The following is a 25,535-nucleotide window of genomic DNA, read 5'->3' on the forward strand; positions in this document are numbered from 1 at the left end:
AATGAGATATTTTCAATGCATGTTGCTGTTTTTAGTGTTTGGCTGTGCGACTGGAACAAAACAATCGGAGGCGGAACGATGGAAAAGCCAAGCGGAACAGATAGAAATCATTCGCGACGACTTTGGGGTGCCTCACATTTACGGCAAAACTGATGCCGATGCCGTTTTTGGGCTACTCTATGCCCAGTGCGAAGATGATTTCAACCGCGTAGAGCAGAACTACTTGTGGGCTATAGGACGCTTGGCCGAAGTTGATGGTCAAGAGTATTTATATAGTGACCTGCGGGCGAATTTATTTATGACAGAAGAAGAGGCGAAAATCAAATATGAAGGGAGTCCCGATTGGTTAAAGAAACTTTGCGATGCCTTTGCTGATGGAATCAATTATTACCTTCATACACATCCGGAAGTGAAACCAAGGCTCTTGACCAGGTTCGAACCTTGGATGCCCATGTATTTTAGTGAAGGCTCTATTGGGGGCGATATAGAAAGAATTTCGATAGAAAAAATAAAATACTTTTATAAGAATGGTGATGTAGAACAAACTCATTCCCGACTAGATAGTGTTGCTTCGGTCTCTCAAGAACAGCCCTTGACAGAGCCTCAAGGCTCCAACGGAATTGCCCTTTCCGGCTCGCTTACTAAGTCGGGCAATGCCATGTTGCTTATCAATCCGCATACCTCATTTTATTTTCGTGGCGAGGTTCATGTAGTCTCTGAAGAAGGGCTTAATGCCTATGGCGCCGTTACTTGGGGGCAGTTTTTTGTTTACCAAGGGTTCAATGAGAAAACAGGTTGGATGCATACCTCTACCTATACCGATGTGATGGATGAGTTCAAAGAGACAATTTTAGAAACCGAGGGTAAACTGTTCTACCAATACGGTGAAGAATTGCGACCGGTAAAAAAATCGGAAATAACGCTTAAATATAAATCGGATAATGGTATGAAGGAGAAGACCTTTCCCATATATCGCACCCATCATGGGCCGATTACGCATTCGGTTGATGGACAGTGGACGGCCTCTGCCATGATGTGGGAACCCGCAATGGCATTAGAACAATCTTTTGTTCGAACCAAGAAAGAAGGGTATAAAGGATTTAGGGAGATGATGGACATAAGAACCAACTCGAGTAACAATACCGTATACGCCGATGCCGAGGGTAACATCGCTTATTTTCACGGTAATTTTATTCCAAAACGCGATACCTCTTTTGATTATTCGAACCCCGTTGATGGAAGCAACCCTAAAACGGACTGGCAAGGGCTTCATACGGTTGATGAGAACATTTTGGTTCGTAATCCTGCAAACGGATGGATTCAAAATTGCAACTCAACCCCTTTTACTTCAGCTTCCAATTACAGTCCGAAAGCGGAAGACTACCCGTATTATATGTCTCGTGACCAAGAAAATTATAGAGGTATTCATGCTATTGCCCTATTGAAAAAGGCAAAAGACTTTACCTTGGATAGTCTTATTCATTTGGCACACGACCCTTATCTTCCTGCTTTTCAAGTTCTGATACCGAGCTTGGTGAAGGCCTATGACGATAATGTTAAATCGGGCGGACAGTTAGAAGGACCTATAGATGAGTTGAGAAAGTGGGATTATACCACCTCTAAAGAGTCGGTTGCGATGACCTTAGCACATTTTTACGGAATCTTGGTTTATGAAAGAATGCATAGGCCAGAAGGAATGTCTTATATGGAATTGATGGACCACTGGGCACAAACCGGTGATGATGTAGGTCAGCTTCAAATTTTATTGGAAACGGTAGAGAGACTGGAAAAAGATTTCGGCACGTGGCAGATGCCTTGGGGAGAAGTGAACCGATACCAGCGTTTAGATGGTGCCATTCGCCAATCTTTTGACGAAGATAAGCCAAGTATTCCCATTGGTTTTGCCTCTGGGCGATGGGGAGCCCTAGCCGCCTATGGGGTTAGTTATACCAACAACACAAAGAAAATATTCGGTACAAGGGGCAATAGCTTTGCTGCGGTCGTTGAGTTTGGTGAAAAGGTACGGGCCAAAAGTATTTTGGCAGGCGGACAGAGCGGTGACCCTAATTCTCCACATTTCGATGATCAAATAGAAAGGTACGCCCAAATGGATTGGAAAGAAGTACCCTATTATCGTGAAGACGTTCTTAAAAGAGCAGTAAAGACTTATGTTCTCGGAAATCGATAATACTTTGGTAAACCTACCCTATCAAGCTGGTATTTGTTGGCTAAGGCAATGTAGGGTGCCAAAACCCCAAATAATATCGATGCAGCTTATACCAATGACTTTTCTGTCAGGAAAACAATCCGCTAGAATATTCAGGGCCAAACGGTCGTTTTCATCATTAAAGACGGGAACGAGCACCGTTTCGTTCAATATCAAAAAGTTGGCATAGCTGGCCGGAAGTTGTAAATCATCAAAGATAATATTACGCGGCATCGGCAGTTCGATGACATTTAAAGGCTTTCCGTTTTCCAATTTAGCTTTCCGTAGAATTTTCAGGTTTTCCTGTAAAGGATGATAGTTTTTTTCGTTAAGGTCGTTTTCAACGACTGTAACAACGGTATCTTCATTTACAAACCTGCAAAGGTCATCAATATGGCCGTGAGTATCGTCACCGGCAATACCGTCTTTCACCCAAATGGTATTGGTGATACCCAAATACTCTTTAAAGATCGCTTCATAGTCCGATTTGGTAAAACCTACATTTCTTACTTGAATTTCCGGATGCAACAAACACTCTTCTGAAGTAATGAGGGTGCCCTTTCCATTCACCTCAAGCGCACCACCTTCCAGAACTACCTTTTTTCCTTTATAAGTAACCTGGGTGAGCGGAACGTTAAGTATTTCGGCCACCTTTGAAGGTACATGCTGGTCTAGTTTCCAGTTTTTGTATTTGGCCCAGCCGTTAAAATTAAAATTGAGCGCTTCCCGTTTACTTCCATTTTTGACAATGATAGGTCCGGAGTCACGCATCCAACTTCGGTTGGTCTTTTGTTCAATATAGGTTATGTTCTTTAAATTGACCGATGCCAATGCCAACATATCGTTGACCTTAGTTTTTAAAGCGTCGTTTTTTACTATTAAAAAAACCTTTTCTACTTCGGCCACCTTTTTAAAGAATTCCACAAAGGCCCACTGAACGGCCGCATATTTGCCCGGCCAATCATTACCGTTGTGCGGAAAGCAAAGTAATACACCCTCTTGTTTTTCCCATTCGGCAGGAAATCTTCTGTTTGCCATTTCTACTCGATGAAGCGTTTGGTCAGGTCTTGAAAAGCATCAATTCTACGATCACGGAAAAAAGGCCAGTTTTGACGAACATTTTCTTGATGTGCCAAATCAATTTCTGCAATCAAAAGCTCTTCTTTATCGGTCGATGCCTTTGCTAAAATCTCGCCTTGCGGGCCACAAATAAAAGATTGGCCCCAGAATTCGATTCCGTCGGTATCGGGTAGGTATTTTTCAAGTCCTATGCGGTTGGCCGCGGCTACATAGATTCCGTTGGCCACTGCATGCCCTTTCATGACGTTCATCCAAGCGCCGTATTGGTTTTCACCATATTGCTCTTTCTCAAAAGGATGCCAACCTATAGCAGTGGGATAAAAAAGTACCTCTGCACCTTGCATGGCGGTTAATCTCGCCGCCTCTGGATACCATTGATCCCAGCAGATAAGGGTGCCGATATTCCCTTTTTTAGTACTTATGGATTGGAAACCGAGATCACCCGGCGTGAAATAGAATTTTTCATAAAAGTGTGGGTCATCAGGAATGTGCATCTTACGGTAAAGCCCGGCACGTGAACCATCCGTATCGATGATATAGGCACTGTTGTGATAGATACCGGCCATACGCTTTTCAAAAAATGGCACCACTATGGCCACATTCAATTGTTTAGCCAATTCGCTGAAGGCCGTAAAGGAAATATCACCTAATGGCTCCGCTAAAGAAAAATTTGAAACATCTTCACTTTGGCAGAAATAGTGACTACTGTACAATTCAGGTAGACAGATGACTTCAGCTCCTGCTTCGGCCGCCTTTTTTACCCAATGCAAACATTTTTTTCTATTCTCTTCCGGAGTATTGTCCAAATTAAGCTGAACAACCCCAATTTTGTAGTTTTTATAACCCATTCAGATATCTTTTTGCAGGTATTATGCTATGCGAAGATATATAAATTATACTAGGATAATTTAACGGAAAAGCCCATAAAATGGCAATAAGAAAAGCTGTTTACTCTTTGGTAATGATCAAAGTGGCCTTCGAGCCTGTCGATAAGAGCCACTTGTTGGAGTAGATCAACTGCCCTTGGTCATCGTAGACATCTACTTGAGCGGTATTCGGTGGCGAAGAGCCGACGTTTAATGCTTCGAAATCAATTCGGTTGAAACCTTCTTCCAAATCGATATTGACCCCTTTAAAGCTTCCGGTAAGTAAAATATTAGGGTCGATGACGCGGTCGTTCATGTAGATTTTAACGCGGTCACCATCAACGAATTCATGGTCTCGACACACAATACCGACAAATTTCCCATTACTTTTAACGTCGCCCAGGTACATATCGGCAAAATGCTGCTTAGAGCCTTCTTTAGGTTCACGCGGACCTGCCTTTGGGTCGATTTTCATTCCATAACCCGCTTGTACCAATTCCCTATCATCAATCATTTTGACAGGATTGCGATTCGTCATATCAATATTGGTCTCGGGGTTATCTACTACAGAAGGAATTTTCAGTGCCGTACCTTGCTGTGGCTTTTTGGTGTCGTCTATTTTATTGGCCGCCTCAATTTTCAATTCTTTCTGAACCGGAATATCGGTCTGGGCCATGCCTAAAGAGCATAGCAAACCGAGAGCACACGTTATGAACCAATTATTCCTATCCATAATGATCGATAGTAAAGATAGCAAATACCCTGCCACAGGGGCTTAACGCTATGTTAAAACGAAAAATTACGAAAAATCGTATCGGCGATTAATTGGTGTCCGTTCTTATTGGGATGAATGGGGTCTGAGTCATAACAGTTTTCTTGCTGCTGCAACAAAGGGGTATGTATATCAATTTCCATTTTTGACATCGGGTGCTGCATGTTCAGAACGATGGACTTAAATTCTTGTAATACCTCTTTTTCATATGCTGGATATGGATTTTTATACCCATATGGAATCTCATTGGAAAGCTCTGATAAAGGGGCCGCTTCTAAAGCCAAAGGGGGTGGGGTAAGTAGAATAGCACCGATTTCTTTCTGGCGGAGTTTTTCGAGAAAAGAGTATACACCTATCTTAAAACTATTGAACAACTCTTCGGAAGGTTTTCCGTAAATACCACAATTGATGCCATAGCAGAAAAGGGCCAAATCGATAGGCGTTTTGGTCAATATATCATCTAGTCGCTCAAATAGGTAGGGCCTTGGCCCAGGATGGTCTTCTTCGGTAAGCCCTGAAACAGTTTCGCTACTTTTGCCAAAATTGATGAGCCTTACATTTAGTTCTGGATGCTCTTTGTCAAGTTTTGCCTGGAGCATTTCGACATAGCCAAAACCACCGGCATTGGTAATGCTATCGCCAAAGCAACCTACAGTCAAGTTTCTCTCGAGCTTAAATTTGTTCGAGTCCGAGCAGGCCGCAAAACTGGAGGCAATAATTGCGGCGATTGAGGTTTGTAAAAAATGTCTTCTATTCATGGGGCCTTATGAAAGAGCTTAAGACTCCGTAAATTACATCATTTCCACGTTCTTTTTAGGAAGTTGATGAAATTTGAATGAAGAATTTTTTCTACATCTTCAGCGTTATAGCCTCTTTTTGACAAAAGCGCGGGTATTTTCTGTAAATCTGCTATGGTATCAATATCCATAGGCCCTTGTTCGGTGCCGAAACCGCCATCTAGGTCGGTTCCTATTCCGACGTGATCGGTATTCCCTGCGATTTGGCAAATGTGGTCTAGGTTATCGACCATCTGCTGTAACGAGCAATTAGCGGTTACTGGGTCCGATTTGCCTCTTACCCAGTTGGGCACCATCATCCATGCATCGAGAACCATGCCTATAACTGCCCCTCTACTGATGAGTTCTTTAATTTGTTCATCAGAAAATTGTCTGTTATGGTCGACCAAGGCTCTACAGTTATTGTGGCTCGCCCAAACCGGACCTTGATAACAATCCATAGCTTCCCAAAAACTTTGGTCACACAGGTGTGTGGCATCCAAAATCAAATTCAATCTTTCGATTTCTTTCAATAGCTCCTTGCCTTTTACTCCAATCCCACCGACTGAATCTGTTCCGAACGCGTAAGTACCCGGCCCATAGTGCGCCGGTCCAATAGCTCTCAGCCCCTGTTCATAAGATTTTTCTAAATGCTCTAGGGTGACTATCGAATCGGCACCTTCTAAACTCAGAATGTAGCCGATAGGCTTTTTCCCTTCCTGGGTATTCCAAAAATCGAGGTGGTTTTCTAGTTCTACCGTGTTGGTGATTTGTACCAATTCGCCGATTTCCTCCATAGAACGGTACCAAGTGAGCTGGCCTTGGGTTTGGGCCCAAGCCTGATGTGGAGATTTCCAACCTGGCAGATTATTACCTTTTTTTACGTACCGCGCAATTTGCGTTGCCATACATAGGCCGATATTACCTTTTCTCATGGCATCGAACGATACCGTATTTTTACCACGATCCGGTTTATCGGTCATGCCCATTTCACTTTTTCTGATTTCTTCAACGGGCCAGGTCAAATCTCGATTCCATTCCATAGCGTTCATGGATAGGTCGAGGTGGGCATCGAAAATAAATGCACTCATAAATTTATTGATTGGTTACGTGCGGCAACTAGCCATGTATTGGTTACTTCATTATTTTTTACCACCTGTAAATGGTGTTGCTTTGCTACGGTAGGGCATATGTGCATAGGAATGCAATAGATTACATCTCCTATCTCAAAGTCTTTGGCATTCTCCGTCTCTATGACAAAATGTTCCTCGCTTTGCCCTAACTGCTTCCAATTCTTGACATTTAAAAACTTCACCCTAGGAAAATTCATTTCAGAGGCCAACCACTTATGGCCCAAATCTAGGCAAATGGTATTTTCATTGGGTTTGCTGATGATTCTTGTCAGCAGAACTGCTGAAGATTTAAAATCCATTTCTGGAAAAAGCCCACCATAGCCGGCATCCCAAAGTAGTGTAGTGCCAGGGCTGGCTTCCACTCCTTTTCTTTTACAGTGAAAGGGGTACGATGGTGATCCACCTGCCACTATATGTGGAACAGGCATTCCTTGCGATTGAATCTGATTTGAAAAATCAACCACGGACTGAAATGCTTTATCGCAATCGACTTTTCTCTGAGAGGGGTCGGTATTACGAAGGTGACCGTCGTAAACATGTAGGCCCATTATCTCAACATTAGGGCTTTCAAAGGCGGCTTGATATAGCTGTAATGCTTTTTCATGGGGTGCAATACCGGTTCGGTTCATACCATTATTGATGTCAAGCCATAAGCGGACGGTGATATCCGATTTTTTGGCTTTGGAGGCGATGGTATTTAGGTTATTTTGGTCGTCGAACAAAGCGGAAAAAACCGTTGAAGGAAACGCTTGCATTAATGCTACGAATCTATCGATATTGTTTCCGACAGGTTGCATGGCCAACAGTACATCTTTGGTACCGTTTTGAGCCAATAGCTCAGCCTCGGCAATAGTCGCGCACTTGAATTTGCTGATGCCAGACTTTAGTTGCATTTGAATAATTTCCGCTGTTTTGTGAGTTTTAACATGCGGGCGTAAAAACTCACTGTCATCAGACATGTTCAACATCGTATCTATGTTTTGCTGAATGCGGTCTGGATAGACTAAAAGTGCCGGACTGATTACTTTTTCAGGATTTTGTAGGGCGTACCACGGTAAGTTGCTCATGAAATTTAATGTAGTTCGAACATAGCCTCAACTTCAACGGGAATTCCACCGGGTAAAATCATGCCCACGGCACTTCTTACACCCACCCCGTTATCTGGGCCAAAAACATCTGACATAAGCTCGCTGAACCCATTGATCACCAAGGGTTGGTCTCCAAAATCAGGGTCTGAATTGACCATGCCCAAGGTCTTTACTATTCTTTTGATTCTGTCTAAGTCGCCAAAATGGGTTTGAATGGTAGAAAGCATTGTTAAGCCCACTTGTCTTGCGCCTTGTTTGGCTTCTTCAAGATTTATGTTATGACCTGCACGCCCCTTCATTAATGTGCCATCAGGTAGCATAGGGCCTTGACCTGAAACGTACAGAAAGTTGTCAACTACCAGTACGGGTTTGTAAAGGCCTGCTGGTGGTGGGGCAGGAGGTAAAATTAGACCCAATGATTTTATTCTTTGTGATGGTGATTCGCTCATAAAATTGAATTATAAAAATGTATTTAAAATTAAAACTCCGATCAACCCCATGACACCAACGGTAGTTTCCATGACCGTCCATGTTCTTAAGGTATCCTTTATTGAAAGGTTGAAATATTCTTTGTAAAGCCAAAAGCCTCCGTCATTCACATGAGATAGCATTAAACTACCGGATCCTATGGCCAGTACCATTAATTCGGCACTTACACCAGAATCACCTATAAGTGGCATGGCGATGCCGGCAGCGGTAAGGCCCGCAACGGTTGCTGAACCTACACAAACCCTGATAACCGTAGCAATTAGCCAGGCCAAAATCAAAGGGGAGATACTTGAACCCTTTAACATGTCGCCAATATACTCACTCACGCCACTATCGACCAAAACTTGTTTTAGCCCTCCAGCCCCTGCTATAATCAAAAGTACCATGGTAATTCCGGATACGGCACTAGAAACAGAATCCATGATTTCTTTCATGTTCTTGCCTCTTGCCAAACCAAGGGTATAGATGGCTACCAATACGGAGATAAGCATGGCAATAACAGGGTCACCAATGATGTCCGTGATTTTTCTAATGGTATTGCCCTCCGGTAAAATCAAAGTAACGACGGAAGCCAAACCGATTAAGATGACCGGTAACAACGCAGTCAAAATGCTTGTTGCCGTATTCGGCATTTCATGGTCTTTTAGTACCGTTGGGTTCAAGAACTCTTTTAAGGGAGTAGCCTTTACGTTTTTTATGGTTCTTGAAAACATCGGACCGGCAACGACAATGGCCGGTATGGCCACAATAATACCATAGAGCAAGGTTTTACCAATATCGGCATTGAACATTACCGCAATACCCGTCGGAGCGGGATGCGGAGGAAGATAGCCATGCGTTACCGATAGTGACGCCAACATAGGTAAGCCTACGTAAATCAATGGGAGGCCTGTTGCCGCAGCTACCGTAAAAACCAAGGGAATCAAAATGACGAAACCGACCGTGTAAAACATCGGAATGCCCACTATGAACCCCGTAAGTACAACCGCCCACTGTATGTTTTTCTTCCCAAATTTTTCAACCAACTGAGTCGTTATTCTTTGTGCGGCACCTGAATCGGCCACTAATTTACCAAGCATTGCCCCTAGACCCAATATCAAGATAAGATAGCCTAAAGTACTGCCGATACCTTTTTGAATCGATTCCGAAACGGTTAGAAAGTCCATGCCCTCGGCTACCCCGACCAGAAGGGAAACAATGATGAAGGAAATGAAAGCGTTTAATCTGAATTTGGCTATTAAAATAAAGAGCAGGATGATTCCGGCTATTACAATGGCGAGTGGCATAGGTTGGTTTTAAAACTTTTTGTTAAATATACAATTTTGAAATTTTGAATGGGGCTGGCAAGCCTATATGACTAGTTGATTTCTACCTTAGGTTCTTCATTTAGATATCCTAACGATTGTAAAAAAATATCAGCTTCGTGAATGGTTTCTTTGAACATATCGATAAACCGATAATTGAAAAAACCATGTTTCTCTCCCTCGTATATTCTTAATTCGCAACGACTTCCCACTTTTTCCATTACCGTTTGGTAGTACTCAGAAGTTTCAACTGGTATGTAACGGTCCTCTGTTCCTAGCAAAAATAGGGTCGGAGGTGCCCCACGCTTGATATTGTGCAAGGGTGAAAAGTTTTTGTAGTTGTCACCTATTCTTTCGTAACCATAACCACCAGGGCCGTTATCTATTACCGGATTAAAAAGTAGTAATGCATTTGGTTTGCAGTCAATCGACAGGTCATCATTTTTGTCGTTATAATCGGCGATGAGTGAAGTGGCCGCTGCCAAATGGCCCCCGGCAGAACCTCCTGATGCTACTATCTTGTTGGGGTCAACACCCAGTTTTGTTGCATTTTGACGTACATATCTCATAGCCGATTTCGCATCTTGCAAAGCTACATAGGGGGTTGTTTGGTGTTTGCTTTCCGTTCGGTAGTCGGCAAGAATACATACGAGACCTCTTTTGGAGAAATAATCGGCCTGTTCGGCGAAATGGCTACGGTCTCCGTTTCGCCAGCCTCCTCCAAAAAAGAATACGATGGCAGGTTTTTGGGGTTCTTTATCCATTCTCACTGGCGAGTGAATCTCTAAATAAAGCTTAACCGTATCAATTTGTTTGTAAAGTATTTCTCTCTGGCCAAACATGGGCAAAGAGAAAAAGGCGCAAACGATCAATAATTGTAATTTATTCATTATCGGGTAGTGATATAAATTCTTTTCTTTTGGTCTCGAACCAGGTTTGCATCTCCGTGGGAGACTTCATCAGGGCCTGCATTTTTTGCATGGCCTCTAAATGGGGTATGTCTCCTTTTTGAAACATTTCCATACCATGTTTTTTACTTAGTTCGGCTATTTCTTCAAAGGTTTCGGCATGAAATTCTTGATGGCAGGCGCCTCCCAATTGTTTGCAGGTCATGGTTTTCATAACTTTTCATTTTTAGTGGTATGAAAGTTACCAAATTTTAAAGCTGCATGGGGCCTTCAATAATCTACCGAGATTATTTAGAACTTTCCGGTTTCGGATATTTTCTAATAGGTGAATACCTTTTATAGGTGTTGAAGATTTCTTTATCAGGACCAACATACCTAGGGTCTTCTGTTTTTTCCAAAACATCGACTAAGGCTTCCTTCAATTCTTCTTCAATTGCTTTAACCTCTTCTTTGCCCGAAAGATTCTCTAAACAAGCTGGGTCGTTTTTTACATTGAAAAGTTCAAATTCCGGCCTTTTGGCTACAGATAGATCAAAATATTCTGCAACCCCGGGCGCATCATGATTCTCTATGAGATAGGTTTTAGTAGGGCAATCATCAATATCCATAAATGCTGCATCTGGAATGAATTTTCCATTTTCATCCAGCCCGTTAATGGGCATGAGTTTGGTAGAATCTTTCGGATGGAATTTTTGTGGAGCACCAGCGGGCCAAAGATTGGGCTCCATATTCCAAACGTATAGATAATCGCCGCCTTTAATAATTCTTTGTGGATATCCTTTATTTAAATAACGACTTGAAGAATGCCTTTCTCTGCCTGCCAGGGCATATTTTCTTGTTTCATCAATTTTTCCTTCATCTTTTGACTTTAACAAGTTGGTAAAACTTTTACCTACAATGGGAAGCATACCTTTTTCGGAGGTTTCGGTAAGTTCGAGCAAGGTAGGGGCCAAATCGATAAAACTTATAGGGTCTTCAACTATTCTGCCTCCAGGAAATTGGGAAGGAAATCTAATGGCCATGGGCACGTGTACACCATCTTCATACCCGTTGGCCTTGGCTCTCGGAAATGGCATACCATTATCTGCGGTCACGATTACAATGGTGTTTTCAAGTTCTCCTTTTTCCTTCAAGTATTCGAGCATTCGCTGCAGATGAAGGTCGAACCATTCTATCTCTACGGCATAGTCTAAAAGGTCGCCACGAATAACATCATTATCAGGTAAATAACCGGGTACTTGAGCATCTTCTAGCTTTTTGCCCAATCTTTTCCATGAATCGCGTTCATATCTTCTGTGAGGTTCTGTTCCCCCGTACCAAAAGAAGAATGGCTCATTATCACGAACATTTTCCATGAAATGTTCAAAATTCGCATAGTAATTGGAAGCTCCGATACCCGTGGCCGTTCGCTCATCATTTTCAGGGCCGTATCGAAAATCGCTATGTTCAATGCCGCCGGCATTATTTTCTCTAAATAAAGAATCTTCGGGGCTTTCTGCATACCTGAACGGCCCTACACCTTTGCCTGTTCTTCCAGTTTTATAACCGTTTTTCTCAAGCAGGTCAATAAAGGACACGTGCTTTTTCATCCACGAAGAAGCATGTTGCCCAGACTGTTCATTTTGCCAATGGTAGCGACCGGTAACTATAGAGCTTCGTGATGGGGCACAGCCCGGCGAACCCGCGTAGCAATTGGTGAAATAAATACCCTCTTTGGCCATTTGGTCAAATGCAGGGGTGTTGATGAAGGTACTGCCACCGAAACTGGTATGGCCAAACGATTGGTCGTCACTAATGGCGAATAGAATGTTGGGGCGTTTTTGAGCTGTTTTTTGCTCATGCGCTTTTTCTTGGCAGCTGATAAGTGTTAGTGCGAATAACAACAGTATCAGTCTGCCCGATCGGTATCTGTCAAGCATGTTTTTGTCTAGAGTGTTTATTGTTAATTCTCTAAATTTATGAAAATAGGTTTAGTTTGGATGGATAAAGTACCGAAAGAAAGTTCGGGTCGGGTAATCACAGCTACTTTCGTTGGTAGTCCCTTATCTTTTGTGGCCCTTCCAATAAAACTCTGACCACTCGCAAGATGCCGTCTTCAGTTGTGGCGATTTGCCATTTGATCAACGATATTTCGCCATTTTCAATTTCTATTCCCGTAATGCTTCGAGGGTGAACGCAACTACCATCATTAAAAAGAGGAATATCGCCAGGTTCGGGAAAACGGGGTCTATGGGTGTGGCCCACGATGGTGATGAGAAGGTTGTTTCGAAGAATCCATTTTTTTAGCCTTCTTTCAATTTTAATGAGTTCGGTATAATTTTTCGCTGGACTGGTCGGGTCTGCAATACCCCATACCTGAAGAGGTTTCCAAAGTGCCCTTACCAAAAAGCGACTCCATCGCCAGAACGTGTAGTTCCACCAATCGGCCTGATGGCCATGCGTTAAAAAAAGTTCTTGTCCCGTAATTTTATGTTTTAGAACAATGGCTTCGTGATAGGCAATGCCTTCAAATAGTTCTTTCGATTCGCCATCGATGGGCTCAAAATAGCTGCTCAGATGTTTTTTGACATATTCAGGGTCTTTGTATACCATATCATGATTACCCCAAATCATATGAAGTCTTTTGAGCAAATGAAATTTTTTGAGCAACTGGTACACATTTTTATGAGCTTCGAAAATAGATTCGAAATTTAGATTTTCCCATAGCTCATCGCCATCACCTAGCTCGCAATAATGAAACCCCTCTTTGAAATAAAAGTTAAGAGCATGAAAATAGATGTTTCTATTATTCGCAAAATCATCGGCAAAACTGTTATCGCCTCGGTGACAATCGCTGAAAAGTATAAACTTGGAACTATCGTCAAAAACAACCGTTTTGGCATTTTCGTAGGCCCTGGTTAAACGCTTGGTAGATGACATTGGTTGTAAAGAGATTTGATGGGCTTCTAAATTAAACTAATAATCAGTCGTTGAAAATTATTATTCGTTACAGGTGTCGGTTCGTACCCGGTGTAAATTTAATTACTTGACCTAGAGAAAGGTTTTGTAGGTTTAACTGTGCCAGTTATCGGTTAGAGGGCATGTGTTAAAAGTGAGTGCTACTTAATTATTTTGTAATTTTGCATAGAAAATTGCGACTTATTTTGGGTATGAGATGTTTCACGGAAAAAGAAATGCCTTTGGTGCAGGTCATAAGTTTCAACAAATTGTTGGAGCAGTATGATGTCATGGCCAAAAGCGACAATGAATACTTGGCAGAAAAGGCCAAGCGTATTCTTGCCGCACAAGAGCCGTACCCTATTTTAAGAGAAGGTTTTACCGATGATGCGCTTCTTGAAGAACATAAAGAGGTTATTCATTATATTCTGCAAGACCTCTTCTCGGAAGTATTGACCGAGAATGAAATCAAAACGGCTTCTTTGCCCTACGATAACACCATCTTTAATTCCTCAAAGCGGTTTCAAAAAATTCTGGAAGCTGCCGGCGCCCAGGGCGAATGTTTCGTGCCGAAGATGCGTAACATGCCAGACGACCAGATGTACGTAATGGCGTGTACGGTTATACTGAGCTATTACTATAATTTTCCGTTAGATTTCAAGCGCCCCTTCTTCTATGATATACCCGATGAACATGGGGTGATGAGGCACTATCGAATATTGTACAATGCCGACTTTATAGATTTGCAGCCAACTGAAAAGGCCAAAGAATTGTCGCAGGCCGATGTTGATGAACTGCTTGATAATTTTGAAAATATAGATCTTTGGAAGGAAAAAATTCCGCCCAATAGTTTTGTTTCTAAAGGCTTTGTTATCTCGAACATGTTCGATGTTACGGTCGAACATTCCATTTCTGAGTTGAAATCAAGTCTTATTGCGAGTGATAAGAGAGATAGCGATGGTTTTATGGATAACCTTCAGGAAACATTTCAGTCTTTCTTCAATATAGCTAGCCTTCGGGCCGGCTTCATGACTTTCAATGCGAAAACAGATTGTTTTGAGCCACTTTATGGGAAGGGGATGGACAGTTTTGTGCTGGATAATAAAGAAATTCAGAACTGCAAGGAAATTTTGTGTTCCTATTCTTACGATAAGCTATTGCGTGAGAACAGGTATTTTGCCATTTCTGATGTCGACCGTTATGAAGAACGAATGGAGGCGCCTATCTATAAAAGCCTGCAAGAGCAAGGCATTAAAAGCGCCATATTAGCCCCAATAGCCGACAACAATAGATTGCTAGGTGTTCTTGAGCTGGTATCAACGGAAAAGAATGCCCTGAACAGCGTAAACGCGAATAAGCTCGAAGATGTAATGCCATTTATTGTCTCGGCGGTATTGCGCTCAAAGAGTGAAGAAGAGAATTTAATCGATGCCGTTATACAGCACGAATGTACCTCGGTACACGAAGCAGTTTATTGGCGTTTTCAAGAAGAGGCCAAACGGTTCATCAAAGATGATCTTGAAGGCCTTCAGCCTACGTTTAGGGAGATAGTTTTCAAAGATGTGCATCCGCTTTACGGTCAAATCGATATCAAAAATTCTTCCGATGCCCGTAACATGGCGATTCAGAGAGATTTGATGATTCAACTGGCCACAGTGAACCAAGTTCTTGAGGCCGCTTGGCAAAAGAACCAATTGCCTATTTATGAAGAATTGATGTTCAGGGTGAACGATCACATGAACAGTATCAAAGAAAGTTTGAATACCAATAGTGAGCAATCGATCTTCAATTTTGTAGCAGATGAAATCCATCCGGTTTTTGCGCATTTGAAAAAGTCTGATAAAGAGCTAGCTCAACAAGTATCTTCGTACGAATCATCTATAGATATGGGTACCGATTCTTATTATGATCATCGCCGTAATTACGATGAAAGCGTCATGATGATCAATAAGAGGTTGGCTGCCGTTATCGATAGAAAACAACGTTCTGCCCAAGATATGTTTCCTCATTATTTCGAGAGGTATAAGACCGATGGGGTAGAGCACAACATGTATATTGGCGATTCTATATCAGGTGAGTTAGATTTTAACCCTATTTATCTGAATAATTTAAGACTTTGGCAGCTTCAAGTAATGTGCGAGATGGAAAATGCGCATTACAAGCTTAAGCCAGAGTTACCTGTTCCTTTAGATGTGGCCTCATTGGTGTTGGTATACAATACTTCACTGTCAATTCGCTTTAGAATGGATGAGAAGCGGTTTGATGTAGATGGCACCTATAATGCCCGTTATGAAGTTATCAAAAAACGAATTGACAAGTCATATATAAAGGGTTCTGATGAGCGTTTGACCCAACCGGGCAAAATGGTCATTGTCTATTCCCAGAAGAAAGACGAATTGGAGTATTTGAGGTATATTAAGTTCTTAAAATCGAAGGGTTATTTCAGCGGAAAGGTCGAAATAGTTGAGCTCGAGGGTTTGCAGGGCGTTTCAGGCCTTAAAGCGATACGCGCCGATATTCTCTATAAATCGGCAGATAAAGAGTCAAAAAAGACCTATACCTACGAAGACCTTATTGAAGAGCTGAAAGCATAGGCTTGTTTTTCTGTAATCGTTAGTCGCTTAATCTTTGTTATTTCGACTATTGCCAAAAGGCAATGTCTTTAAAATACACCTAGAATACAATTCTTATCTTAGCCTTATGAACCTTCAGTCAGAACTTCATAGAGCTTCTCTTTTCCAGAATCTGGAACTGCTTGCGAATCAAGTAGTGGAAGGGTTCATCAGCGGAATGCACAAAAGTCCGTTTCATGGTTTTTCTGCGGAGTTTGCAGAACATAAGATTTACAATACAGGGGAGAGTACCAAACATATCGATTGGAAACTTTTCGCCAAGACTGACAAGCTCTACACCAAAAAGTATGAAGAGGAAACCAATTTAAGGTGTCACATGATTTTAGATAATTCGGCCTCTATGCATTATCCAAGCGTAGATGAACTGAATATATCAAACCTCAATAAAATTGGGTTCGGGGCATTATCAATTGCTGCTTTAATGAATGTGCTCAAGAGGCAGCGCGATGCGGTAGGGCTAAGTATTTTTTCAGATAATTACGATTATTATGCTCCCGAAAAAGGTAGCGAGCGACATCACCAAATGCTTTTGGCCAAATTGGCCGAATACTGCCAGACGAACCAACCTACTTCGAAGACCCATACGTACACTTATTTGCATTTAATAGCAGAAAAAATGAAACGTAGGAGTCTGATTTTTCTGTTTACAGATATGTTTCAAACAGAAACGGATGATGAAAAATTGTTCGAAGCCTTACGCCACCTAAAATATAATAAGCATGAGGTAGTTCTTTTTCATCTGTTGGATAGGGAAACCGAGTTTAGTTTTGAGTTCGAAAATGTTCCGAAACGTTTTATAGATGTAGAAACCGGTGAACAGATTGATCTCTACAGCGATTCTGTGAAAGAAGATTACCAAAGACAATTGAAGGCTTATCTAAGTTCGCTTCAACTGAAGTGTGCCCAGTACAAAATAAAGTATGTTGAGGTCGACGTGAAAGCTGATTTTTCAAGGGTATTGAACACCTATTTGGTTGAGCGCCGAAATTTTTTATAATTGAAAATTTTTTGTTTAAAATTGTTTGTACAATTGAATAAGCGGTGTATATTTGCACTCGCTTTACTGAAGTAGTAACAAGATTTGAATTTCGCTGTAGCGAAAGTCCTAATTCAATAAGGGTAAAATCATTGGTCTGGTAGTTCAGTTGGTTAGAATACCTGCCTGTCACGCAGGGGGTCGCGGGTTCGAGTCCCGTCCAGACCGCCAACAACGATAAGCCTTTCGAGAAATCGAGAGGCTTTTTTATTTTTATGTGCACGCAGAATTCCATTTTTGAACTGTAAACCAAAAATCATTTTCTTTATTAGCTTGAAATTCGGTAAAGTATTCCGTTCTGAACAAGTCTATATATCCTCCAGTCTTCTGTAGGCCTTTTTACAGTTTTCAAACTGCTCATAGAATTCAATGATATTCTGGATGGTAATTTTTTGATTGCCCTGGAAAGCGTTTTTCAGTTCACCGATATGTAAAGATTTGTTCGCTATGATAAATTATTTTGTAAATCTATAATGATAGAAAGATTTGGTGATAAATTGAATTTACTGCCCTATTTTTATATTTAAGTTCCCTAAGGAATTCGGTCTATTTCTTCTCAAAAACATCCCGGAAAACTACACATGGAGAGGGCTCTTTGTCCCCAACCAATTTTTCACCATTCCCCAAGAACCCTTCAATTATGAAGAAACTTCGGGAGCAAATCGTAGCTCAAGATAATTTCCATGAAAAAATGGTCAAATCCCAACTCGATATGTGAAAAAGAGTAGATACGTCACTCTCTTATAATTTTTGTTATCTCTATCCATAGGTTAAAAACGGATTCTATATATCGAATGAGCAGTTGAAAGAATTATATTACATCCCAACGATTCTATTCCAAGAATCCTCTTTCAAGCAATTAAGTTTGTATTGTACCTATCCCAAACCACATGATCAAAAACATTTTTAACCTTGTCTTGGGCCTAAGTTTTTTTGCCCTTTCGGCCCAATCTGAATTCATCTCAACGTGGAAGACAGACAATACCGGGATATCAGAAGATAACCAGATTACGATTCCGACGTATCCTTGGGAAACCTATGACTATACCGTTGACTGGGGTGATGGTACTTTCGACACCGGGATAACTGGCGATATTGTTCATACATATGTGTCGCCTGGCATCTATACTGTTTCCATATCCGGTATGTTTCCGGGAATTTATTTCAACGATACCACTTTCAATGAGGTGAAAGGGGACGAAGACAAAATAATCAACATTGCCCAATGGGGCAACAATGTATGGAAATCGATGGACTCTGCATTTGCAGGTTGCCAAAATTTGACGGTAGAGGCCCAGGATATACCGGATCTATCGCAAGTTACAAGTTTACGCCGTATGTTTTTCTGGGCTGGTACTTGGCAGCTTCATATTCCCAAAATAGAGGAATGGGACATTAGCCACATCACGAACCTGTCGGGCATGTTCGATAAAACTTCCTTTACACAGGATATCTCCGGTTGGAACGTCGCTAACGTAAGGGATATGTCGTACCTGTTTTTTAGTAGTCCCTTTAATCAGGATATCAGCGGCTGGGACGTTGGTAACGTTACCAATATGGAAGGTCTGTTCGGTAGCAGTTCTTTCAGACAGGATGTGACAGGTTGGGATGTGAGTAGCGTCACTAACATGGCCTTCATGTTCAATAGTACCTTTTTTGATCAGGATATCAGCGGCTGGGATGTAAGCAACGTAACCAGCATGCGGCACATGCTCAGTCAGTGTAGTTTTAATCAAGATGTCGGCGATTGGAACGTGAGCCAAGTAGGCGACTTGTCCAATATATTCGATGACAACGACTTGTCCACCGAAAACTACGATAAGATTTTGACCGGGTGGAGCCAACTGCCATCACTTCGGTCCGGCGTATCCTTGGGAGCTAAAGACGTGTACTATTGTTCGGCCGATGATGCCCGGGCACTGCTCATCGCAACATATGGTTGGTCCATCAACGATCAGGGCCAGAATTGCGAGCCTGACCGACCTTTTATAACCACTTGGAAAACCGATAACCCTGGATTTTCCCGGTACGATCAAATCACTATTCCTACCAATCCAAGGAAAGTTTATAATTACAATGTCGACTGGGGCGACGGCACTTCCGACAGTGGAATTACCGAAGATATAACACATACCTATAATGAACCAGGTATTTATCAAGTCTCGATTAGCGGTAGATTTCCTTCAATCTATTTTAATAGTGGTAAAGAAAGTCATCAGTATCCTTCCAAAGAGGCCGATGCTGATAAAATAATATCTGTAGATCAATGGGGTACCAACCGATGGATATCAATGTCGTTTGCATTTGCGGGATGTTCTAATTTAGACGTCAAGGCGACCGATATACCTGATCTTTCTAAGGATGTATTTTTAAGTGCCATGTTTTTAGATTGCCCCTCGCTAATAGGAAACGAATCAATGGCGCAATGGGATTTGAGTAAAACCTCCTTTACGGCTTCCGACATGTTCAAAGGGGCATCGCAATTCAACCAACCTATAGATCAATGGGATGTGAGTAAGTTGAGATACCTCGATGGTATGTTTGAAGATGCTTCCGCGTTCGACCAAAATCTCGAGGGTTGGAATATAGGTAAGGTAGAAAACATGGATCGCATGTTCGATAATTCCGGCCTTTCCATTCGAAATTATGATAAAATACTGAACGCTTGGAGCAATTTACCAGCAATATTGAGCAGTGTTAAATTAGGGGCCATAAGCACTTTTTATTGCAATAGCGAAATGGCAAGACAGTACCTGATTGACAACTTCAACTGGATTATTTCAGATGCTGGCGGATCTAATTTGTGTAATGAAGATAATGACGCTGATGGTGTTCTGGACGATTTGGATAGGTGCTTGAATACTCCGGAACAAGAGGTTGTCAACGAGTTCGGTTGCCATTCCCTATCAAATGAAAATTTCAAGATCCAGATACTGGGAGAGACCTGTCCTGGTGCGAATAACGCCCAGTTGGTAATCAACGCAATTGAAACAAACGAGTATACCGCCTTCATCAACGGCGCCGAGCACCGCTTTGACCAAGACTTGACCATCGAAAATTTGGTGCCAGGCAGTTATGATTTCTGTATCAAAGTCCCACCTTTACGTTTTGAACAGTGTTATGTGGTCGAACTTCCAGAAGCCTTGACTATTTCAGGAAAGTCGCATTCTACCGATGGAAAATATTCCCTTAAAATCGATAGTGGTACTGCGCCCTATAGCGTATTGGTAAATGGGCAAATTACGCTACAGACCAATTCTACTGATATCTTGTTAGATGTTTCCCAAGGCGATGTGGTAGAGGTGACTACGGATAAGGACTGTGAGGGCGTCTATTCAGAAGAAATAGGGATAGAGACACCTATCCATACCTATCCAAACCCTACCCCTGGGTATTTTGAAATTCGGGTACCCATGCAAAAAGGTGAAGTCAAGGTAGAAATAGCGTCCATGGAATCAAAATTGATCAGGACCGAAATGTATTTAGTAGAGGGCAATGTCATCAAGGTTGACATTAGTAATCTCCCTCAAGGGATGTACTTTGTAAAGGTTGCTTTAAAGAAACCCGTTGTATTGAAAATAGTGAAACAATGATATTAAAGAAAATTATATTTCTGATACTATTTGGTGGTCTGCTCGTTTCGTGTGTAGACGGTGAAGATACATTAGCAGATGAAAATCTGATTCCTTCAGCGCCACAGCTGGTTTATCCTAGCGACAATTTACTGTGTATCGAGAATGTTCTTGAGTTTAAATGGAATCCTTCTACCGATGGTAATACGGACGCCGTTACCTATCAAGTGGACGTCGCAGAGGACAATCAATTTACATCCATTGCCCATACGGCAAGACCCAGTACAACCACCCAGACCTTTACACTTAAGAAAGGTACGGCCTATTATTGGCGTGTTAAGTCCATTGACAATAGAAACGCTTCAAGTACCTACTCCCCGACATTTAAATTCTATACCCAAGGTGAGGCAATTTCAAATCACCTACCTTTTGCACCGGAACTGGTCAGCCCGTCACAAGAGGTATTGGAAAGTTCAGAAGACATTCTTTTGCAATGGAAAGCGAGTGATATGGATAATGATGCCCTTGTTTTTGATGTGTATTTTGGAACGGAAAATCCGCCTATCAAAAAAATCGCTGAAAATCACGATAAAACCAGCTTTGGCGTTTCGACCATGGCCGCAACCGAGTATTATTGGAAAATCGTAGTGAAGGATGACCAAGGAGGAACAACGCTAGGTCCGATTTGGAACTTTCGTATTGAGTGAACTATATTACTGAAAGTATATTGACTCGATAGTCCAGAATTATACGCTCCGACTTTTGCACCCAAAACTATTTACCCCATTCCCGCAAGTGAAATTGAAGCTTCCGGAATGTTACAGACCGAAGGTTATTGATGGTTGGGTTTTTAGAGAATTTGTAAAAGCGGAGGCTAAAGCTTCCGCTTTTTTTATGATCTCTTTTCTAGACTTTTATCAATTTGAATGGTTTCGGTTATCCGAAGCCTGTTTTCTGATAACCTTCCTAATAAATCCAAACTAATTATCTTTGTTTAGTCGCTGCGAATCCGCTATTTACGGTAATTGTAATTCGTTCTAAATGAAAATTGATTATCTCAAAGCCACGTATTTTTTTGATTATGGGCATAAAGCCATACAACATATAGTAGCTTCTTTTACCGAAAAATCGGTGAAAGAGAAAGCCATCGGTATCTATTTAAGGGTGCGCGATGAATGGCGGTATGACCCTTACAGTATCAGTTTGGCAAAGAATAGCTATAAGGCCAGCACCATTGCAGCCAAAGATTCGGGCAACTGCGTTGAAAAATCGGTTCTGCTGATAGCGTGTTTGAGAGCACTTAACATACCTGCAAGATTACATTTGGGCAAAGTAAAAAACCATTTGGCCGTAGAACGTCTGACAGAAAAATTTGGGTCGAATGAATTGACACCACACGGAATGGTGAATGTGTTTCTAAACGGAAAATGGCTTAAAATGTCACCCGCTTTTAACAAAACCCTATGTGCGCGATTCGGGGTTGATCCTTTAGATTTTGATGGAGAAAACAACTCGTTTCTACAACAGTACAACAACGAGGGAAGTCTTTTTATGGAATATGTTGACGATTACGGTCATTTTGAAGATGTGCCTGTCGAATTCATGAAAAGGAATATAAAAGAGCACTATCCACATATATTTGGTACAAACGATACCACCACAGAATTTAAGCTGTGATGGTTCGTGAATAAATTTCAGTGCATCTTAACATTCGTTATGCGGCGGCTTTCGAGAACGGATGTTCACGGCTACTTCTAGAGTAGAAAAGGAATCCTTCAGGCAGATTTCCAGTAATTTTTTGATAATAGATCTTCCGTTTCTACTATTGGTCATGATCATAATGCCCATTCCGGTTTCAGGAAATAATATGGAGTAGTGCTGAAACCCACTTCCGTTGCCAGCTTTGAATACTCCTTTTCCGTAGGGCGTCTCTAAATACCCCCATCCCAAACCATAACCTAAATTGCCTTTTGAAAGTATCGCTCGTTCTTCAGAAGATACCGAAAGCTCTTTTGGGTCGATTGAAATCTGATTTTTAAAAATTTCATCATATGATTTTTTGCTGATCAGACGTTTGTTCAAAACGGCCTCCATGAATTTGGTGTAATCTTCTGCCGTCGTTTCAAGGGTGCTACCGCCTCTAGGTTCGTTGTCTGTGTCTTTGGTATGTTTTTCGCCTTTTGGGCCATGCCCATAAGCAATGTCATCGTTAAAGGCTTGTTTCCATTCATAGGAAGACCTGTTCATTTGTAGAGGTTTAAAAATTCGTTCTTGAGCCATTTCTTCCAAGCCCTGCCCCATTATTTTTTCCAAAATGACTTGTAGGTACACAAAACCCTCACCTGAATAGTAGTGTGTGCTACCCGGCGTTTTGATTAGCTTAAGTTTATGGTCTTTTTCGTCCCATCGCCAATTGGGTAGGCCTGAAGTATGTGCCAGACACATTCTAGCGGTAATTTTATGGTAAAGGCTATCTTGCTTTAAATCGGAGAAATCGTCATGCCAACGCGTCTGGGGTTCATACTCATATATTTTTTGAGGGAGGTAAGATTCCAAGGGGGTATCTAGGTCGATAATGCCTTCTTCTACTAAATGCATTACTAAAACACTAAAGACCGCCTTGCTGAAAGATGCACCGTAAATATTGGTAGAGTCCGAAAGGGGTAATTTTTCCTCGTAATCCTTATATCCGAAGGTTTCATGGTAAACCGCTTCATTTTTATTGAATATGCTGAGGGCCATACCCTGTACATTGCCTTCGGCCATAATTTTTTCTATGTGTCGTGTCAGAGAATCTTTGCTGATCTGTGAGCCATCTAACCGTACAATGTTGCTCTGACTGTGAACAAGGCAACTTGTCAAAAATGCTAGAGTGAACAAGGTTGCAGCCGATTTAAAGGCATTTTTCTTATAGCTCAAAAAAGGAATGGAAAGGGGGTAATAGCACTTATGCTTTTTTACGGCATAAAAGATATTCAGAAGTACGATAAACACACAAATTGGTATGATGGCGATGAACATAAAAAAGCCATACCCTTCAATAGTGAGCAACGCAATAAAAGACAGAAAATAGAATATCAATATCGTGATTTGAAAATTGATGACTTTTACCCCATGTTGGTTGTACAAAGGGTTGTCTTCTCTTTTGTGTATCCACAGAAATAACGGAATCAAAACATTAAATAAAGGAAGCATAAAACCCAATAGGGGCGTTGCATGCAGTAGTAAAAGCCATTTCTTTTGTATAGCCTCTTCTTTGGGGTTTTCAATGGGCAGTAATTCGTTTACATCAATATCTAAAGCTGCGGCCAATAATTTGAGCGTTTGAAGGTGAGGCTGAACATCACCTTTTTCTATGCGTTGAATGGTGCGTACGGTAACCTCGGTTTTTTCCGATAGTTCTTGTTGCGAATAACCTTTTAGTTTTCTTTGGTAGATTAGATTTTTTCCAGTGCTCATGTTTTTCATTTTTGTTCGATTTTGTTGAAGCAAATCTACCTATACGACTATGCAATCTTTACGACATTTAGGTGTCACCTTAGTGTCATTTGCCCTGTTTTAGGGCATTAAGAGGCTTACTTTCTTTTTTTTAGAGTAATCACGTAAAAAAAACGGTGTTTGTATAAAAATGGTCGCCTATAAAAATAACCGTTAAAAAGATAGAAACTATTATTAAAGGCCTCCTTTAAGAAATCAGATGAAAATGAATATTTGAAATTCTTAACTTTGCAATGTGGATTCCAAGAAAAAACGACCCGTTTCAGAATATAATGAGACCCTTAAGATGAAAGGGTTTAATGCATTTCAAATTGAAAGTGATAGTAATTCTACACGTACTTATAGTCGCAAAGATTTCTATAAGATTTGCCTAACGACGGGTAAAAGCGTTATTCACTATGCTGACCGCAGTTTTGATATGAATGGCACCATTTTGTTTTTTGGTAATCCGCATATTCCCTATTCGTGGGAGACTGTCTCTAGTACTTACGTGGGTTATACCTGTCTTTTCTCCGAAGATTTCTTAAATGAATCTGAGCGCTCTGAGAGTCTCCAAAATTCTCCCTTTTTTAAATTTGGAGGTACGCCTGTACTTGATATATCCTTAGACCAGCGAGAATTTTTAAATGGCATTTTTCGCAAAATGATAGAAGAGCAGCAATCGGATTATATGTATAAAGATGAATTGATTAGAAATTACATTAATCTAATTATACATGAATCACTTAAGATGCAACCTTCCGAGAACTTCAATAAGCATAAGAATGCCGCTTCTCGAATTGCCAATGTTTTTTTGGAACTGTTGGAAAGGCAGTTCCCTATAGAAAGTCCTGATTTGCCTTTGAAATTAAGGTCTGCCCAAGAATATGCCGATACTCTGGCACTGCACCCGAACCATTTGAACCGCTCTTTAAAACAAGTAACTGGAAAGACGACAACGACCTTAATCAATGAACGTGTAGTTAGTGAGGCGAAAGCAATGCTGCAACACACTGATTGGAATATCTCTGACATCGCCTACGCTTTGGGTTTTGAATACCCTACTTATTTCAATAATTTCTTTAGAAAAGTAACAGGAACCAATCCTTCAGGGTATCGCATTGAAAATGTTTGATATTCTTAACTATCGGTTTGAAGATTATTAACCGATAACTATTACTCCCTTCTACTTTTGCAATAAAACGACTATGGTTGCCAAAACACGGCAATTAAAGGTCTGTTTCGTATAACTTTTAAT

Annotated in this window: 20 protein-coding genes and 1 tRNA gene; 8 read left to right on the forward strand and 13 right to left on the reverse strand. The window is 41.3% G+C overall.

Annotated elements, in window-relative coordinates:
• Position 1 precedes the first annotated feature (1 nt).
• On the forward strand, positions 2-2,188 hold the full coding sequence (locus IL356_RS05760) for an acylase (protein ID WP_225621395.1): 2,187 nt from the start codon (positions 2-4) through the stop codon (positions 2,186-2,188).
• A gap of 21 nt (positions 2,189-2,209) precedes the next feature.
• On the opposite strand, the gene IL356_RS05765 is transcribed toward IL356_RS05760, so the two are convergent.
• The 12 genes from IL356_RS05765 to IL356_RS05820 form a co-directional block, all read right to left on the reverse strand.
• On the reverse strand, positions 2,210-3,244 hold the full coding sequence (locus IL356_RS05765; RefSeq protein ID WP_121850382.1) for an agmatine deiminase family protein: 1,035 nt from the start codon (positions 3,242-3,244) through the stop codon (positions 2,210-2,212).
• A 2-nt stretch (positions 3,245-3,246) separates the two neighbouring features.
• Positions 3,247-4,134 (reverse strand): carbon-nitrogen hydrolase, encoded by an 888-nt coding sequence (locus IL356_RS05770; RefSeq protein ID WP_121850381.1) that lies wholly within the window; start codon positions 4,132-4,134, stop codon positions 3,247-3,249.
• 100 nt (positions 4,135-4,234) lie between these two features.
• Positions 4,235-4,885, reverse strand: coding sequence for a hypothetical protein (locus IL356_RS05775; RefSeq protein WP_162987954.1), 651 nt, complete (start codon positions 4,883-4,885; stop codon positions 4,235-4,237).
• A 53-nt stretch (positions 4,886-4,938) separates the two neighbouring features.
• Positions 4,939-5,682 (reverse strand): GDSL-type esterase/lipase family protein, encoded by a 744-nt coding sequence (locus tag IL356_RS05780; protein ID WP_121850379.1) that lies wholly within the window; start codon positions 5,680-5,682, stop codon positions 4,939-4,941.
• A 38-nt stretch (positions 5,683-5,720) separates the two neighbouring features.
• Entirely contained in the window at positions 5,721-6,791 is a 1,071-nt protein-coding gene (locus IL356_RS05785; protein WP_121850378.1) for a dipeptidase, read from the reverse strand.
• Positions 6,788-7,900 carry a D-TA family PLP-dependent enzyme gene (locus IL356_RS05790; RefSeq protein WP_121850377.1) on the reverse strand — a complete coding sequence of 371 codons (1,113 nt, stop codon included), beginning with the start codon at positions 7,898-7,900 and terminating at the stop codon, positions 6,788-6,790. The genes IL356_RS05785 and IL356_RS05790 overlap by 4 nt, the downstream gene beginning before the upstream one ends.
• A 5-nt stretch (positions 7,901-7,905) precedes the next feature.
• Complete coding sequence (locus IL356_RS05795; protein ID WP_121850376.1) at positions 7,906-8,370, reverse strand: RidA family protein; 465 nt, start codon at positions 8,368-8,370, stop codon at positions 7,906-7,908.
• Between the two features lie 9 nt (positions 8,371-8,379).
• On the reverse strand, positions 8,380-9,696 hold the full coding sequence (locus IL356_RS05800) for a gluconate:H+ symporter (protein ID WP_121850375.1): 1,317 nt from the start codon (positions 9,694-9,696) through the stop codon (positions 8,380-8,382).
• Positions 9,697-9,767: 71 nt separating this feature from the next.
• Positions 9,768-10,604 carry an alpha/beta hydrolase gene (locus IL356_RS05805; protein ID WP_121850374.1) on the reverse strand — a complete coding sequence of 279 codons (837 nt, stop codon included), beginning with the start codon at positions 10,602-10,604 and terminating at the stop codon, positions 9,768-9,770.
• A complete protein-coding gene (locus IL356_RS05810) occupies positions 10,597-10,836 on the reverse strand; it encodes a DUF1059 domain-containing protein (RefSeq protein WP_121850373.1) in 240 nt (79 codons plus the stop codon). Before IL356_RS05810 ends, IL356_RS05805 begins: the two co-directional genes overlap by 8 nt.
• Positions 10,837-10,909: 73 nt before the next feature.
• Positions 10,910-12,541 (reverse strand): sulfatase family protein, encoded by a 1,632-nt coding sequence (locus IL356_RS05815; RefSeq protein WP_121850372.1) that lies wholly within the window; start codon positions 12,539-12,541, stop codon positions 10,910-10,912.
• 103 nt (positions 12,542-12,644) lie between these two features.
• The gene (locus tag IL356_RS05820; RefSeq protein WP_121850371.1) at positions 12,645-13,541 is read right to left on the reverse strand and encodes a metallophosphoesterase; all 897 of its coding nucleotides are present in this window, start codon (positions 13,539-13,541) and stop codon (positions 12,645-12,647) included.
• A gap of 230 nt (positions 13,542-13,771) precedes the next feature.
• Between IL356_RS05820 and IL356_RS05825 the strand changes: the two genes are divergently transcribed.
• From IL356_RS05825 to IL356_RS05850, 6 genes are all read left to right on the forward strand, one after another.
• Positions 13,772-16,153 (forward strand): GAF domain-containing protein, encoded by a 2,382-nt coding sequence (locus tag IL356_RS05825; protein WP_121850370.1) that lies wholly within the window; start codon positions 13,772-13,774, stop codon positions 16,151-16,153.
• A gap of 106 nt (positions 16,154-16,259) precedes the next feature.
• On the forward strand, positions 16,260-17,189 hold the full coding sequence (locus tag IL356_RS05830) for a DUF58 domain-containing protein (RefSeq protein ID WP_121850809.1): 930 nt from the start codon (positions 16,260-16,262) through the stop codon (positions 17,187-17,189).
• Positions 17,190-17,322: 133 nt separating this feature from the next.
• Positions 17,323-17,399, forward strand: a tRNA-Asp gene (locus IL356_RS05835).
• A 719-nt stretch (positions 17,400-18,118) separates the two neighbouring features.
• Positions 18,119-20,821, forward strand: a complete 2,703-nt coding sequence (locus IL356_RS05840) for a BspA family leucine-rich repeat surface protein (RefSeq protein ID WP_121850369.1) — start codon at positions 18,119-18,121, stop codon at positions 20,819-20,821.
• Positions 20,818-21,507, forward strand: coding sequence for a fibronectin type III domain-containing protein (locus tag IL356_RS05845; RefSeq protein WP_121850368.1), 690 nt, complete (start codon positions 20,818-20,820; stop codon positions 21,505-21,507). Before IL356_RS05840 ends, IL356_RS05845 begins: the two co-directional genes overlap by 4 nt.
• Positions 21,508-21,841: 334 nt before the next feature.
• The gene (locus IL356_RS05850) at positions 21,842-22,477 is read left to right on the forward strand and encodes a transglutaminase-like domain-containing protein (RefSeq protein WP_225621396.1); all 636 of its coding nucleotides are present in this window, start codon (positions 21,842-21,844) and stop codon (positions 22,475-22,477) included.
• A gap of 27 nt (positions 22,478-22,504) precedes the next feature.
• Here IL356_RS05850 and IL356_RS05855 read toward each other — a convergent pair whose 3' ends face one another.
• Positions 22,505-24,259: a serine hydrolase gene (locus IL356_RS05855; RefSeq protein WP_121850807.1), complete on the reverse strand. Its 1,755-nt coding sequence runs from the start codon at positions 24,257-24,259 to the stop codon at positions 22,505-22,507.
• 274 nt (positions 24,260-24,533) lie between these two features.
• Between IL356_RS05855 and IL356_RS05860 the strand changes: the two genes are divergently transcribed.
• On the forward strand, positions 24,534-25,412 hold the full coding sequence (locus IL356_RS05860; RefSeq protein WP_121850366.1) for a helix-turn-helix domain-containing protein: 879 nt from the start codon (positions 24,534-24,536) through the stop codon (positions 25,410-25,412).
• Positions 25,413-25,535: the final 123 nt, after the last annotated feature.

Origin of the sequence: Euzebyella marina, assembly GCF_014855515.1 — a bacterium.
GTDB lineage: Bacteria > Bacteroidota > Bacteroidia > Flavobacteriales > Flavobacteriaceae > Euzebyella > Euzebyella marina.